The sequence below is a fragment of the Streptomyces sp. NBC_01454 genome (assembly GCF_036227565.1).
Classification (GTDB): domain Bacteria; phylum Actinomycetota; class Actinomycetes; order Streptomycetales; family Streptomycetaceae; genus Streptomyces.
Window position 1 is genome coordinate 5,881,059 of the sequence record NZ_CP109460.1, and the last position, 14,515, is coordinate 5,895,573.

The window sequence follows — 14,515 nt, forward strand, 5'->3', positions numbered from 1 at the left end:
CTGCCAAGTGTTACCCGTGAGTTGAATGTAAGTCTGAGCATGACAACTGACAAGGTTGAGGCAGGAGCCGGTTTCGGACATACCGCGCGTCCGGCTTTCCGGGCCCGCCCCTCCCCGTACCGCGCACCCGCACCGGGACCCCGCACCGGGCCGGGCCGCCGCCGCGGTGGGTGCCCCGCAAGACGGCAGGGGCGCCCACCCGTACATCCGGGTGCGCGCCCCTGCCGCTCCTCGCCGTGGTGCCGGTCAGCCGTAATGGACCCGGAGTTCCTTGACGCCGTTGAGCCAGGCCGAGCGCAGCCGGCGCGGGCTGCCCGCCAGGGTGATGTCGGGCATGGCGTCCGCGAGGGCGTTGAAGATCAGGTTGATCTCCAGCACCGCGAGGGACTTGCCGAGGCAGAAGTGGGGTCCGCCGCCACCGAATCCCAGATGGGGGTTGGGGTCGCGGGTGATGTCGAAGACCTCGGGGTCGGTGAAGACCTCCGGATCGTGGTTGGCGGAGGAGTAGAAGATCCCCACCCGCTGCCCCTCCTTGATCTTCGCGCCGCCGAGTTCGGTGTCCTGGGTGGCGGTGCGCTGGAAGGAGACCACCGGGGTCGCCCACCGCACGATCTCCTCGGCCGCGGTCGCCGGGCGCTCGCGCTTGAAGAGTTCCCACTGGTCGGGGTGGGTGAGGAAGGCGTGCATCCCGTGGGTGATGGCATTGCGCGTCGTCTCGTTGCCGGCCACCGCCAGCAGCAGCACGAAGAAGCCGAACTCGTCGGAGCCGAGGTTCCCCTCGTCCTCGGCCGCCACCAGCCGGCTGACGATGTCCTCGGCGGGGCACTCCTTGCGCGCCGCGGCGAGGTTCATCGCGTAGGAGATCAGCTCCATGGCCGCGTTGCTGCCGACCTCTTCGGTGATCGCCAGCTCGGGATCGTCGTACGCGACCATCTTGTTCGACCAGTCGAAGATGCGGGCCCGGTCGTCCTGGGGGATGCCGATCAGCTCCGCGATGGCCTGGAGGGGGAGTTCGCAGGCGATGTCGGTCACGAAGTCCCCGGTGCCGCTGCGGCGCGCCTCGTCGACGATGTGCACCGCCCGGCGGCGCAGCGCGTCCTCCAGGCCGCGGATGGCGCGCGGGGTGAAACCGCGCTGCACGATCTGCCGGACCCGGGTGTGCTCGGGCGGGTCCATGTTCAGCATGATGAGTTTCTGTACGTCGATCTGCTCACGGGTCATGGACGCGTTGAACCGGATGATCGACGTGTTGCGGCTGGCGGAGAAGATGTCCGGCTTCGTGGACACCTCCTTGACGTCCTGATGCCGGGTGACCACCCAGTAGCCGTCGTCGCCGAAGCCGGCAATGCCGTGCGGCTGGGCGTTCCACCACACGGGAGCGGTCTGCCGCAGCTGCGCGAACTCGGGAAGCGGGACACGGGTCCGGTAGACGTCGGGGTCGGTGAAGTCGAACCCGTCGGGCAACGCTGGGCATGGCATCGGCGACTCCTGGTCCATCCGAAATTTCTGACGCTTCATCAGATAATGGATCGCGGTGAAGGTAGTGACGACTTCTCCAGGTCGCAAGAGCCGCGGCGACTCCCTTTGCGGACAAGGGCGTTGCAGGCCCCTTGCGCCCCGGAGGGCGGCTCATGAGACTGTCGTGGAACTAGAACGCGTACTAGTTCTTCTTCCGTGGGTGCCGGGACCCGCGGACGCGAGGAGAGGACGAGTCAGTCATGGCCGCGGAACCCGTCATCGTCGAAGCAGTACGCACCCCGATCGGCAGGCGCCAGGGCGCCCTCGCCAACCTCCACCCCGCCTATCTCCTGGGCGAGACCTACCGCGAACTCCTCTCCCGTACGGGCATCCAGCCCGACTGCGTCGAACAGATCGTCAGCGGCACCGTCACCCACGCCGGTGAACAGTCCATGAACCCGGCCCGCAACGCCTGGCTGGCGATGGGCCTTCCGTACGAGACCGCCGCGACCACCGTGGACTGCCAGTGCGGATCCTCCCAGCAAGCTAACCACATGGTCGCCAACATGATCGCGAGCGGCGTCATCGACGTCGGCATCGGCTGCGGGGTCGAGGCGATGTCCCGGGTGCCGCTCGGCAGCGCCTCGAAGCACGGCCCCGGAAAGCCCTGGCCGGACGAGTGGAACGTCGATCTGCCCAACCAGTTCGAGGCGGCCGAACGCATCGCCCGCCACCGGGGACTGACCCGCGAGAACGTCGACTCGCTCGGCCTGATCTCACAGGAGCGGGCGGCCACCGCCTGGGCCGAGGAGCGCTTCAAACGGGAGACCTTCGCCGTCCAGGTGCCCACCACCGAGGACGAACAGGCCGCGGGTCAGGGCATGTGGCGGCTGGTCGACCGGGACGAGGGGCTGCGCGACACCAGCATGGAGGCGCTGGCCGGCCTCAAACCCGTGATGCCGACCGCCGTCCACACGGCGGGCAACTCCTCGCAGATCTCCGACGGCGCCGCCGCCGTGATGTGGGCCTCGAAGCGGATGGCCCGTGCCCTCAAGCTCAAGCCGCGTGCCCGGATCGTGGCGCAGGCACTGGTCGGCTCCGATCCGCACTTCCATCTCGACGGGCCCATCGACGCCACCCGCGCGGTGCTCGGCAAGGCCGGCATGTCCCTCAAGGACATCGACCTCGTCGAGATCAACGAGGCCTTCGCCTCCGTGGTGCTCTCCTGGGCGCAGACCTTCGACCAGGACCTGGAGAAGGTGAACGTGAACGGCGGGGCCATCGCCCTGGGCCACCCGGTCGGCGCCACCGGCGCCCGGCTCCTGGCCACCGCGCTCCACGAACTCGAACGCAGGGACAAGGAGTTCGCCCTGATCACCATGTGCGCGGGCGGCGCGCTGGCGACCGGGACGATCATCCAGCGGCTGTAGCGGGCAGGGTCACGGCGAGCCGGCCTCCCGGGGCGGACCGGGCGTGAAGGAGACGGGGGCGTCGAAGGCGGCACGGCGGGTGGCGCGGCGCAGCGCCTTGAGCACCGTGCCGCCCAGCACGAAGGTGAGGACCACCGTCACCAGGGCCCGGGGCAGGTCCCAGCCGAGGGAGGTGGCGAGGCAGTAGGCGAGGAAACGGGCGAGGTTCTGCTCGACCGGGTCGCCGGGGACGAAGGAGACCCCCGAGGCCATGCCGCCGATATAGGGCCAGCCCTGGAGGTTCATGACCAGGCCGTAGAGCACGGCGGAGACGGCTCCGTAGGCGGCGAGCAGGGCCAGTTCACGGCGGCCGCGCAGCCGGTCGGGTCCGGGCAGCAGACCGGCACCCATCGACACCCACCCCATCGTCAGCATCTGGAACGGCATCCAGGGCCCGACACCACCGGTCAGCAGCGCGGACGCGAACATCGCCACCGACCCCAGCACGAACCCGAACCCCGGCCCGAGCACCCGCCCCGCCAGCACCATCAGGAAGAACATCGGCTCGATGCCGGCCGTCCCCGCGCCCAGCGGCCGCAACGCCGCCCCGGCCGCGGCCAGCACGCCGAGCATGGCGATGGCCTTCGCGTCCAGGCCGGTGTCGGCGATGGTCGCCACGACGACGGCGAGCAGCATCGGCAGCAGCGCGGCGAACAGCCAGGGCGCGTCCCGGGAATGGGCCAGACCGGACGCGGAGTCGGCCAGCAGCGGCCAGCCGAAGGCCATCACGCCGATCGCCGAGATCAGGCACAGCGCGGCGACGGAGCGGGGACCGAGCCGCACGGCACGCGCCCGGCGCCCCGGGACCGGCGCCGAGCCCGAAGGCGGCCCCTCGCCTCCGGTGCGGTGCGGATGTCCGGTCATGCGGTGGCCTCCAGCGCCTCGGCCACCTGGGGCACGGTCAGCCAGGGCAGCGGCGCGAGGACCTTGGCGACCTGCGGCGCGAACGACGGCGAGGAGACCACGACCTCGTCGGTGGGACCGTCGGCGACGATCTCGCCGTCGGCCAGGATCACCACCCGGTGGGCGAGTTCGGCGGCCAGCTCCACATCATGGGTGGCCAGGACGATGGCGTGGCCCTCGGCGGCCAGCGTGCGCAGCACCTCGACCAGCCGGGCCTTGGCGGCGTAATCCAGGCCGCGGGTGGGCTCGTCGAGCAGGAGCAGCGGCGGACGGGCGGTCAGCACGACCGCGAGGGCGAGGGCGAGGCGCTGGCCCTCGGACAGATCGCGGGGGTGGACGGAATCCGGGACGTCCGGCAGCAGCCGGGTGACCTGGGCCCGGCAGCTGCCGGCCGGGGCACCCGCGTCCTGGTCGGCCGCGGCGCACTCGGCGGCGACGGTGTCCGCGTAGAGCAGGTCACGGGGCTCCTGCGGGACCAGACCGACCTGCCGCAGCAGCTCCCGGGGGCCGGTGCGGTGCGGGGTGCGGCCGCCGACCCGCACCGAGCCGGACGACGGCTCGTGCATCCCGACGAGGGTGGACAGCAGCGTCGACTTCCCCGCCCCGTTACGGCCCATCAACGCGAGGGTCTCGCCGCGCCGCACGGTCAGCTCCACCCGGTGCAGCACCTCGGCCCGCCCCCGCCGGACGCCCAGCCCGGACACGGCCGCGGCGATCTTGTCCGGGACAAGGCCGCTCCGGGGCGCCTCCGTCCCGGGGCGGCTCGGCACCGTTCCCGTCCCGGCTCCCCGCCCCGGCGGCACCACCCCCGTCAGCCGCTCGCGCAGGGCGCCGGCCTTGCGGCGGGCGTCGCGCACGGACAGCGGGAGCGGGGACCAGTGCGCGAGGCGGCCGAGAGCCACCACCGGGGGGTGGACGGGGGAGACGGCCATGACGTCGGCGGGGGCGCCCATGACCGGGGCCGCGCCCGGGGAGGGAAGCAGGATGACCTGGTCGGCGTACTGAACGACGCGCTCCAGGCGGTGTTCGGCCAGCAGCACCGTGGTGCCCAGGTCGTGGACCAGGCGCTGGAGCACGGCGAGCACTTCCTCCGCGGCGGCCGGGTCGAGCGCCGAGGTCGGCTCGTCGAGGACCAGGACCTTGGGGTGGGTCGTCAGCACCGACCCGATCGCCACCCGCTGCCGCTGGCCCCCGGACAGCGTGGCCAGGGCGCGGTCGCGCAGCTCGGCCAGGCCCAGCAGATCCAGGGTCTCCTCGACCCGGCGGCGCATCACGTCGGGGGCGAGGCCGAGCGACTCCATGCCGTAGGCGAGCTCGTCCTCGACGGTGTCGGTGACGAAGTGCGCCAGCGGGTCCTGGCCCACCGTGCCGACGACATCGGCCAGTTCGCGCGGCTTGTGGGTGCGGGTGTCCCGGCCGTCGACGGTGACCCGGCCGCGCAGGGTGCCGCCGGTGAAGTGCGGGACCAGCCCGCACACGGCGTTCAGGACGGTGGACTTGCCGACGCCGGAGGGCCCGACCAGCAGGCACAGTTCGCCCTCGGGGACGGTCAGGTCGATGCCCTGGACGGCCGGCGCCGTGGCGTCGCCGTAGGTGACCGAGACCTGCTCGAACCGGATCACGGGGTGGGCTCCTTCACACGCGGACCGACATCGGGGGCACGGCCACGGGACACGGCGCGCGCCGCACGGTCCCCGCTCGGCGGGAGCGGGGCGACGAACGCGGGCAGCAGTCCCACCAGGACGGAGACGGCCGGCCAGAGGGGGAGGACAGGGGCGGTGAGCGGGACGGCGGGCGGATGGAGCGCGGCGGGCGCATAGGCACCGGCCCAGATCATCAGGGCGGCGACGGCGATGCCGGAGCCCGCGACCAGCCAGGCGCGCACCCCCCACCGCTCGGGCCGGTAGCGGCTGCGCACCGACCGCCGGCCGCCGAGCCACAGCCCGCCGAGCGCCGCCGCCAGCCCGGCCAGCAGCAGCGGCAGACCGTAGCCGCCCCCCGACGCGCCCAGCAGCCCGTACGTGCCGGCGCAGATGCCGAGCAGCCCGCCGAGGGTCAGGGCCGAGGTGGTGTGCCGTACGGCCCGCGGCACCTCGGCACTGCGGCCGTACCCGCGCGCGTCCATGGCCGCGGCCAGCGCCACCGAACGCTCCAACGCGCCCTCCAGCACCGGCACCCCGACCTGGAGCAGCGCCCGGAACCCGCGGTCGGGGCGGCCGCGCAGCCGGCGGGCGGCCCGCAGCCGCTGGACATCGGCGACCAGGTTCGGCGCGAAGGTCATCGCGACGACGACCGCGACGCCCGCCTCATAGAGCGCACCGGGCAGCGACTTCAGCAGCCGCGCCGGGTTGGCGAGCGCGTTGGCGGCGCCCACACAGATCAGCAGGGTGGCCAGTTTCAGCCCGTCGTACAGCGCGAAGACCATGGCCTCCGCAGTGACCCGGCCGCCGATCCGGACGCCCTTCGCCCAGTCGGGCAGCGGCACTTCGGGGAGCGTGACCAGGGTGTGCGTACCCGGGATCGGGGACCCCAGGAAGAAGGCGAAGACCAGCCGGAGGGCGATCACGACCAGGCCGAGCTTGACGAACGCACCGTAGGAACGGGCCCACGGCGCCTGCGTACGGCGGGCCGCGACGACATATCCGGCCACGCCCACCAGCAGCCCCAGCAGCAGGGGATCGGTGGTGCGGGAGGCCGCGGTGGCCAGGCCGAGCGCCCACAGCCACCAGGCGCCGGCGTGCAGCGCGGTGGTACGGGTCGTGTGCGGGGCGCTCATCCGCGCCGGCGGCGGAGCTGCCACCCGGCCGCCGCACCCAGGACGACCAGGACCGCGATCCCGCCGAACAGCCCGGCGGACGGCCCCTCGTCGTCCCCGCCGTCCGCGGCCGCCCCCGGGGACGGCGATGCGGACGGCGCCTCCTTCGAGCCGCTCACCCGCTCCGCGCACCCCGCCTTCGGATAGCCGGCGACGGCACACAGCAGGGCGTCCGCGTCATAGCGCAGCGGCCGGGCGACCGCCGCCAGCGCCTCGCCCGCCGAGGCGTCCCCGGACACCTGCGCACACTCCGTCCGGGACGCCGGCGGCCGCTCACCGCCGGGCGCGTCCGCCGCGGTGCCGAAGTCCACGACGACGCCGATCCGCTTGCGGCCCTCCTTGGCGGGGGTGTCACCGCAGATCGCGCCGAAACCGGCGGCCGCACGGGGCTTGCCGGCCGCGGCGGAATCGGCGCTGACGGTGAAGCGGAACCCGACGACCGCACCGTCGGCCGGCCGCAGCGTGCCCGGCCCCTCGGAGGCGTACGTCCAGGAACTGGCCCTGCCCTCCCAGAAGGACCAGTAGCGGTACTCCTGTGCCTGGGCGGGCCCGGCGGCCAGGCCGGTGACCGTACCGGCCAGCAGCGCGGCCCCGGCGAGACCGGCCCGCCGCCTCACGGCCGGCTCTTCTTCCTGCGGCTGCTGAGCAGGAAGCCGATGCCCGCGCCGAAGGCGAGACCGACGCCGGTGATCCACCACACGGTGCCGCCACCGTCGTCCTTGGCGGAGGTGTCGGCGTCCCCGGAGTGCTTCCCCGGAAGGGACGCCGGCGCCGGGCCGGTGGCGTTGAGCGCGGTCACCAGGTCGCTGCCGCCGAAGGAGCGCGGGTCGCTGCCGGTGGCGTGCGCGGCCAGCACCAGCTGGGCGTACGCGGCCGGGCCGCTCTGCCGCGCCCAGTCCGCCGCGTTCTTCTGCAGCCAGGCCAGCGGCCGCCGGGCTTCGCCGCCGTGCCCGCCGGCCGCCAGCGCCACCACGGCGTCCGCGGTATTGCCGACGTCCGGCTGCGGCTTGGCGCCCGGCATCGCGGAGACCAGATGCTGCCCGTTCTTGTCGAGCTGGGCGACGAGATACGCGGCGCCGCCGTCCGCGGCCCGCGCCGCGGAGACCTTGCCCGGCTTCGCGTCCGCGCCGTCCTTGCAGGCCGGCGGCGTGAGGGGCGCACGGTGCCCGGCGGGCTCGACGACGAAGCCCCGGCCGAGCGCTCCGGTCGCGGCGGCCGCGGTGGCGTCGGCGTTCGGGGCCGCGCCCTTGAGCTGGAAGGTGAACGCGCCGTGCGCCTCCTCCTTGCCCGCACAGCCCAGCCGGAAGGTGAGCAGCCCGTCGTAGGGGCTCTTGCCCTTCTTCGACGTCACCGACCCCGGCTTCTGCCCCGCCGCCGCGAGCGCCCCGATGACCACCGAGGTGGAGTTGGCGTCGCCGGGCGAGCCGGGCATCGAGCTCCAGCTGCCGTCGTCGTTCTGCACCGACGTCAGCCAGCCCACCGCCTTGTGCACGGCGTCGCCCTGCCCGCCCAGCGCGGCCAGCGCCTGCACCGCGGCGGCCGTCTGGTTGGTGTCCCGCATCGTCTTGGCGTCACAGGCCTTGCCCGGCTCGGCACGGAACGCGGTGAACGCGCCGTCCGCGCACTGCTGCCCGACCAGCCACCGCACCGCCGGCGCCGCCGGACGCACCCCCACGGTGTGCTGCGCCAGCAGCGCGAGCGACTGCCGCCACACCCCGTCGTACTGCGGGTCCTTGGTGCCGTACAGACCGTCGGGCAGCTTCCCGGGTGCCTTGGACAGGACGGACGGCGAGCCCGCGGCAGCGGCGTACGCGGGGGCGGCGGCCGCGCCCAGCACCAGCGCGGCGGCCAGCGCCGTGGTGGCGCGGCGCGCCAGCTGGGCGCCGGAATGCGGCGAAGGGGCCTGGTGGGCCGGGGAAGCCGTGGGAGCCATCGGGTCGGTGCCTCTCGGGTCGGGTCGCGGCGGGTCACACAGCCGCGCTCGGCCGCCCACCCGCGCACCGATCCGGGATCGCGCGCGGTGGCACCGGGCTCAGCTCCGTATACCTCGACGGTGCCGCGCACCGGCCGTCCGCACGGGCGGGCGGCCGCGGTGGCGCGAGCCTTGGCCGTGCCCTTCGGGTGTTCCGGCTCGTACGGCCCGTCCGCGCCGGCCAGGGCCTGGCGTGGGTGGGCCGTCCTCACGGTTGCGGGTCAGCGCCGGATTTCCACCGGCTTCCCCCGATCGGGTACGGATGAAGTTGTCCCGCACACCTTAACCGGCGCCCGCCCGGCCTTCGCTCGCACGTACGAACCGGCTCCGCGCCCCGGGCCGGTCGGCGGCCGAGGTGACGACCGAAGTGACGACCGAAGTGACGGCCGGGGTGACGACCGAGGCGACGACCGGCTACGGCGCTCCGTCCACCGCCTGGTACCGCACGGGACCGGGGCCCGGCACGCACTCCGCCCGGCCCAGCTTCACCAGCCGGCGCAGATGCGCCTCGGCCTCCGAGACGGCGATGGTGCGGGAGCTGTAAGGGATCTGCTCCCAGGGGCGGTTCCACTCCATGGCGGTGGCGAGCTGCCAGGCCGTGCGCGGTGCGCTCAGCAGCGTCCTGAGATGGGCGAGCCGCTCCTCGTGGTGGGCGAGGAGCGCGCGGACGCGTCCGCCGGCGTCGGTGAAGGCGTGTTGGTGGGCGGGCAGCACCTCGGCGGGGGCGAGCCGGCCGACGCGTTCGAGGGAGTCGAGGTAGTCGCCCAGGGGGTCGGCGGCCTCCCCCGGGCCGGTCGCCCCGTGCGAGCCGGGGAGGCCGGGCGGGCCGTCTTCGGCATGCGGGTCCCCGTACAGGCCGATGTGCGGGGTGATGCCCGGCAGGAGGTGGTCGCCGGAGAAGAGCCGGCCGAAGCCGCGGCCGCGCCGCGCGGGGTGCTCCTCCTCCAGGTGCAGACACACATGGCCCGGGGTGTGCCCCGGTGTCCAGAGGGCGCGCAGCCGGCGCCCCGGCAGATCGAGCAGCTCGCCGGGGCCGATCTCGCGGTCCGGCAGCGCGGCCCGCAGGCCGGGCATCCGCCGGCCGCCCCCGGTGGCCCGGGCGGTGCGCAGCGGCGCCAGATGCTCCTCCGGCGCGCCGGCCGCCGTGAGCTGGGTGAGGAGGTGGTCGAGCCAGCCGTCCGGTGTGGCCTCGCGGGTGCGGCGGACCACGGCGGTGTCCGCGGCGTGCATCGCGATCCAGGCGCCGGAGGCCTCCCGCACCTTGGCGGAGAGGCCGTGGTGGTCGGGGTGGTGGTGCGTGATCAGCACGCCGTGGAGGTCGGTGAGGGCGAAGCCGCAGGCGGTGACGCCGGCGACGAGCGCCTCCCAGGAGTCCGGGTCGTCCCATCCGGTGTCGATGAGCACCGGCCCCCGGTCGGTCTCCAGGAGGTGGACGAGGGTGTGGCCGAGCGGATTGTCCGGGATGGGGACGGCGATGCTCCACACCCCGCCCCGGTGGTCGGTCACCTGCGTCGTCATCCAGGTCCCCTCTCGGTCCGCCGGGCGTCCGGCACCCGTCTCACTATAACTAGAACGGGTTTCAATGCGGCCGGAATCGGGTCCCCGGGCGGCCGCCGGGGGGATTCGGCCCGCCCGCCGTGGACTCCTCCCGGTAGAACTGGTATCAGTTCCTGATGAGTGATTCTGATGAAGCGTCAGGAACCGTCGGGAGGCGGCAGCGATGAGCGACCTCGTCGAACACGGAAAGCTCTACCTGGGCGGCGAGTGGGCCGATCCGGCCGGCCGGGACACCATCGAGGTCGTCTCACCCCACACCGAACAGGTCATCGGCCGGGTGCCGCACGCCTCGCGGGCCGATGTCGACCGGGCGGTGGCCGCGGCCCGCCGGTCCTTCGACTCCGGGGAGTGGGCGAACGCCCCGCTGGCGGACCGGATCGCGGTGGTCACCCGCATCAAGGACGCCTTCGCGGCCCGCAGCGAGGAGATCGCCAAGGTCATCAGCTCCGAGAACGGCACCCCGTTCACCTCCGGGATCATGGTGCAGTCGCTGGCCGCGATGCTGGTGTGGGACGCCGCGCTCACGGTCGCCCGGGACTTCCCGTTCGAGGAGCGGCGGGCCGGGCTGCTGGGGCCGCTGCTGGTGCGGCGGGAGCCGGCCGGGGTGGTCGCGGCCGTGGTGCCGTGGAACGTCCCGCAGTTCACCGCCGCCGCCAAGCTCGCCCCCGCGCTGCTGGCCGGCTGCTCGGTGGTGCTGAAGGTGTCCCCGGAGACCCCGCTGGACGCCTACCTCCTCGCCGAGATCGCGACGGAGGCCGGGCTGCCGCCGGGCGTGCTGTCGATCCTCCCGGCCGACCGGGAGGTGAGCGAATACCTGGTCGGACACCCGGGCGTGGACAAGGTGTCGTTCACCGGCTCGGTGGCGGCGGGCCGGCGGGTCATGGAGGTCGCCTCCCGCCACCTCAGCCGGGTCACGCTGGAGCTGGGCGGCAAGTCCGCCGCGGTGATCCTGCCGGACGCCGATCTGGACGCGGCGGTGGCCGGCATCGTGCCGTTCGCCTGGATGATCAACGGCCAGGCGTGTGTGGCCCAGACCCGGATCCTCGCCCCGCGCAGCCACTACGACGAGATCGCCGAGCGGTTCACCGCCGCGGCGAGCGGGCTGACCGTCGGCGACCCACTGGATCCGGCCACCGAGGTGGGCCCGCTGGTCGCCCGCCGCCAGCAGCAGCGCTCGCTGGACTACATCGCACTGGGGCAGCAGGAAGGCGCCAAGGTCCTCACCGGCGGCGGCCGGCCCGCGGACCGGCCCACGGGCTGGTATGTCGAGCCGACCCTCTTCGGCGAGGTCACCAACTCCATGCGGATCGCCCGCGAGGAGATCTTCGGCCCGGTCATCTGCCTGCTGCCGTACGGCGACGAGGCGGAGGCGATACGGATCGCCAACGACTCCGACTACGGGCTCTCCGGCTCGGTGTGGACGGCCGACGTCGACCACGGCATCGATCTCGCACGGCAGGTGCGCACCGGCACGTACTCGGTGAACACCTTCAGCATCGACATGCTCGGCCCCTTCGGCGGCTACAAGAACTCCGGCATCGGGCGGGAGTTCGGGCCCGAGGGCTTCGGCGAATATCTGGAGCACAAGATGATCCATCTGCCGGCGGGTGCCTGATGGGGGACCGCTGGCAGGTGGAGGTGGACCGGGGCGTGTGCATCGGCTCGGGGATGTGCGTCGCCGCCGCGCCGGACGGCTTCCGGCTGGACACGGCCCGGCAGTCGCACCCGGTGGTGCCGGAGACGGACGCCGCGGCGGACATCCTGGCGGCGGCCGAGGGCTGCCCCGTCGAGGCGATCACCCTGACCGCGGCCGGCAGCGGCGAGGCGGTGTTCCCGCCGGAGGAGTGAGGGCGGCGGGGCGGGGTGGGGGGTTGGGTGGCGGGGCCCGTAAGGGGGCGCGGGGTGGGTCCCGTAGGGGTCCGCAGGGCCCCTTGCGGGCCAACTACCCATGACGGGGCGGAGGTTAACGCTCGCGGTCCGGCGCCGTGAGGTCGATCAGGCGGCACACCGTTTCGATGTCGATCTTCACCTGGGCGATCGAGGCCCGCCCCGACAGCCAGGTGATCAGCGCGGAGTGCCAGGTGTGTTCGATGACCCGGACCGCGGAGAGCTGTTCGGGGGTGGGCGCGGCGGCGGGGTGGGCCGGCTCCTGCGAGGGGTGGCGCGAGGTGACCGGCGGGGCCATCGCGTCGAGGATGATCGCCGTGGTCAGCCGGGAGACGGTGTCCACCTCGGGGCTCACCGAGCGGTCGGCGAAGGTCAGCGCGCGCACCATCGCGTCCGCGAGGTGCGGCTCGCGCTGCAGCGCGCGAAAGGCCCGCATCAGGGTCTGGGCCACCCGGGCTCCGGGGTCCTGCTCCGACGGCGGGCGCTTGCGCAGCGTCTCGTGCATGTGCTGGAGCTGGTCCTGCATGGTGGCGACCAGCAGATGCACCTTGGAGGGGAAGTAGCGGTAGAGGGTGCCGAGGGCGACGCCCGAGGACTCCGCGACCTCGCGCATCTGCACGGCGTCGAAGCCGCCACGGGACGCCAGCCGGGCGCTGGTGTGCAGGATGCGGCGGCGTCTGGCCTCCTGACGCTCGGTCAGGGGAGGACTCGCGGGAAGCGTCGGCCTGGCTGCCTTGGATTCCGTAGTCATATTTCCCATTCCGTGGCATTCCGTCCGCGATGCGGCGAGTGCCGGTGGTGTGATCGGCACAGCATGGCAGGGGCGCGGGTGGTGGCGCGAATCACCTGGTGCGGCTCTTTTCGCATCGTTCTCGGCCGGTAGATTCGAGGCTTGGTGAACTGATCAGTAGCCAATCAGTTCTGAAACTTGTTCTAGATTACCGCCAGCGGTTACGCTCCGGCGAAAGTCCAGTGAGAAGGGGGCCGAGCGTGACCGCAGAGGCCGTCCAGGCAGCCGCGCCTCGCCCCGCAGAGGCCACCCCGGCCTCCGCCCCGTCGAACGGTGAGCGTCCCCTGCGCATCGCGATGCTCACGTATAAGGGGAACCCGTTCTGCGGCGGACAGGGCGTCTATGTACGCCACCTCTCGCGCGAACTGGCCCGCCTCGGCCACACCGTCGAGGTCATCGGCGCCCAGCCCTACCCCGTCGTCGACGACGGGGTGACCCTGACCGAGCTGCCCAGCTTGGACCTCTACCGCCAGCCGGACCCGTTCCGCACGCCGAAGCGCGGCGAGTACCGCGACTGGATCGACGCCCTCGAGGTCGGCACGATGTGGACCGGCGGCTTCCCCGAGCCGCTGACCTTCTCCCTGCGGGCCCGGCGCCATCTCGCCGCCCGCCACGGCCAGTTCGACGTCGTCCACGACAACCAGACCCTCGGCTACGGCCTGCTCGGCGGCCCCGGCGCGCTCGGCGCCCCGCTGGTCACCACCATCCACCACCCCATCACCGTCGACCGGCGGCTGGACCTGGCAGCCGCCGGCGGCTGGCGGCGCCGCGCCTCCGTGCGCCGCTGGTACGGCTTCACCCGCATGCAGAAGCGGGTCGCCCGCCGGCTGCCGTCCGTGCTGACCGTCTCCGGCTCCTCGCGCCAGGAAATCGTCGACGACCTCGGTGTCCGCCCCGGCCGCATCCACGTCGTGCACATCGGCGCCGACACCGAGCTGTTCTCGCCGGATCCCGCCGTCCCCGAGGTGCCCGGACGGATCGTCACCACCTCCAGTGCGGACGTGCCCCTCAAGGGCCTGATCCACCTCGTCGAGGCGCTCGCCAAGGTGCGCACCGAGCAGCCCGACGCCCATCTGGTGGTCGTCGGCAAGCGCGCCGACGACGGGCCGGTGGCCGCCGCCATCGAACGGCTCGGCCTGTCCGGCGCCGTCGAATTCGTCAAGGGCATCTCCGACGGCGAGCTCGTCGACCTCGTCCGCGGCGCCCAGATCGCCTGCGTCCCCTCCCTCTACGAGGGCTTCTCGCTGCCCGCCGCCGAGGCGATGGCCACCGGCACCCCGCTGCTGGCCACCACCGGCGGGGCCATCCCCGAGGTCGCCGGGCCGGACGGCGAGACCTGTCTCGCGGTGCCCCCGGGCGACGCCGGCGCACTGGCCGGCGGGCTGCTCCGCCTCCTGGGCGACGCGCAGTTGCGCCGCCGGCTCGGCGCGGCCGGCCGCGAGCGGGTGCTGGCCCGCTTCACCTGGCGGCAGGCCGCCCTCGGCACCGCCGAGCGCTACCGCGAGGCCATCGCCCTCCAGGGCGCCGCCCGCACCCTGCCCGGGGCGGCAACCGGCGCGGCCGCCGGCACCGCGTCCGCGCCGAGCACCGCCGGACACGTCTAGCCGGCCCGTAGTTCCTTCCGCAGCCACCACCGCCACCCACCGCCGGACGAAAGCAGAACG

12 protein-coding genes and 1 riboswitch are annotated in these 14,515 nt (G+C 73.6%); of the genes, 4 read left to right on the plus strand and 8 right to left on the minus strand.

Features of this window, described 5'->3' with window-relative positions:
* Nucleotides 1–246: 246 nt before the first annotated feature.
* Nucleotides 247–1,479, minus strand: a complete 1,233-nt coding sequence (locus tag OIU81_RS26055; RefSeq protein WP_329151574.1) for a cytochrome P450 — start codon at nucleotides 1,477–1,479, stop codon at nucleotides 247–249.
* Between the two features lie 239 nt (nucleotides 1,480–1,718).
* On the opposite strand from OIU81_RS26055, the gene OIU81_RS26060 reads away from it, so the two are divergent.
* The gene (locus tag OIU81_RS26060; protein ID WP_329151575.1) at nucleotides 1,719–2,888 is read left to right on the plus strand and encodes a steroid 3-ketoacyl-CoA thiolase; all 1,170 of its coding nucleotides are present in this window, start codon (nucleotides 1,719–1,721) and stop codon (nucleotides 2,886–2,888) included.
* 9 nt (nucleotides 2,889–2,897) lie between these two features.
* Here the strand turns inward: OIU81_RS26060 and OIU81_RS26065 are convergent, their stop codons facing one another.
* From OIU81_RS26065 to OIU81_RS26090, 6 genes are all read right to left on the minus strand, one after another.
* Nucleotides 2,898–3,791: an ECF transporter S component gene (locus OIU81_RS26065; RefSeq protein WP_329151576.1), complete on the minus strand. Its 894-nt coding sequence runs from the start codon at nucleotides 3,789–3,791 to the stop codon at nucleotides 2,898–2,900.
* Nucleotides 3,788–5,452: an ABC transporter ATP-binding protein gene (locus OIU81_RS26070; RefSeq protein WP_329151577.1), complete on the minus strand. Its 1,665-nt coding sequence runs from the start codon at nucleotides 5,450–5,452 to the stop codon at nucleotides 3,788–3,790. The genes OIU81_RS26065 and OIU81_RS26070 overlap by 4 nt, the downstream gene beginning before the upstream one ends.
* Nucleotides 5,449–6,606: a CbiQ family ECF transporter T component gene (locus tag OIU81_RS26075; RefSeq protein WP_329151578.1), complete on the minus strand. Its 1,158-nt coding sequence runs from the start codon at nucleotides 6,604–6,606 to the stop codon at nucleotides 5,449–5,451. The genes OIU81_RS26070 and OIU81_RS26075 overlap by 4 nt, the downstream gene beginning before the upstream one ends.
* Nucleotides 6,603–7,262 (minus strand): SCO2322 family protein, encoded by a 660-nt coding sequence (locus tag OIU81_RS26080; RefSeq protein WP_329151579.1) that lies wholly within the window; start codon nucleotides 7,260–7,262, stop codon nucleotides 6,603–6,605. Before OIU81_RS26080 ends, OIU81_RS26075 begins: the two co-directional genes overlap by 4 nt.
* Nucleotides 7,259–8,578: a prenyltransferase/squalene oxidase repeat-containing protein gene (locus OIU81_RS26085; protein ID WP_329151580.1), complete on the minus strand. Its 1,320-nt coding sequence runs from the start codon at nucleotides 8,576–8,578 to the stop codon at nucleotides 7,259–7,261. The genes OIU81_RS26080 and OIU81_RS26085 overlap by 4 nt, the downstream gene beginning before the upstream one ends.
* A 201-nt stretch (nucleotides 8,579–8,779) precedes the next feature.
* Nucleotides 8,780–8,923, minus strand: a riboswitch (cobalamin riboswitch).
* 108 nt (nucleotides 8,924–9,031) lie between these two features.
* The gene (locus OIU81_RS26090) at nucleotides 9,032–10,135 is read right to left on the minus strand and encodes an MBL fold metallo-hydrolase (RefSeq protein ID WP_329151581.1); all 1,104 of its coding nucleotides are present in this window, start codon (nucleotides 10,133–10,135) and stop codon (nucleotides 9,032–9,034) included.
* Nucleotides 10,136–10,337: 202 nt separating this feature from the next.
* Between OIU81_RS26090 and OIU81_RS26095 the strand changes: the two genes are divergently transcribed.
* Together OIU81_RS26095 and OIU81_RS26100 are read left to right on the plus strand one after the other, a co-directional pair.
* Nucleotides 10,338–11,789: an aldehyde dehydrogenase gene (locus tag OIU81_RS26095; RefSeq protein WP_329151582.1), complete on the plus strand. Its 1,452-nt coding sequence runs from the start codon at nucleotides 10,338–10,340 to the stop codon at nucleotides 11,787–11,789.
* Nucleotides 11,789–12,022 carry a ferredoxin gene (locus OIU81_RS26100; RefSeq protein WP_329151583.1) on the plus strand — a complete coding sequence of 78 codons (234 nt, stop codon included), beginning with the start codon at nucleotides 11,789–11,791 and terminating at the stop codon, nucleotides 12,020–12,022. Before OIU81_RS26095 ends, OIU81_RS26100 begins: the two co-directional genes overlap by 1 nt.
* 115 nt (nucleotides 12,023–12,137) lie before the next feature.
* Here OIU81_RS26100 and OIU81_RS26105 read toward each other — a convergent pair whose 3' ends face one another.
* On the minus strand, nucleotides 12,138–12,812 hold the full coding sequence (locus OIU81_RS26105; RefSeq protein WP_329151584.1) for a TetR family transcriptional regulator: 675 nt from the start codon (nucleotides 12,810–12,812) through the stop codon (nucleotides 12,138–12,140).
* Nucleotides 12,813–13,051: 239 nt separating this feature from the next.
* On the opposite strand from OIU81_RS26105, the gene OIU81_RS26110 reads away from it, so the two are divergent.
* Nucleotides 13,052–14,455 carry a glycosyltransferase family 4 protein gene (locus OIU81_RS26110; RefSeq protein WP_329151585.1) on the plus strand — a complete coding sequence of 468 codons (1,404 nt, stop codon included), beginning with the start codon at nucleotides 13,052–13,054 and terminating at the stop codon, nucleotides 14,453–14,455.
* Nucleotides 14,456–14,515 lie beyond the last annotated feature (60 nt).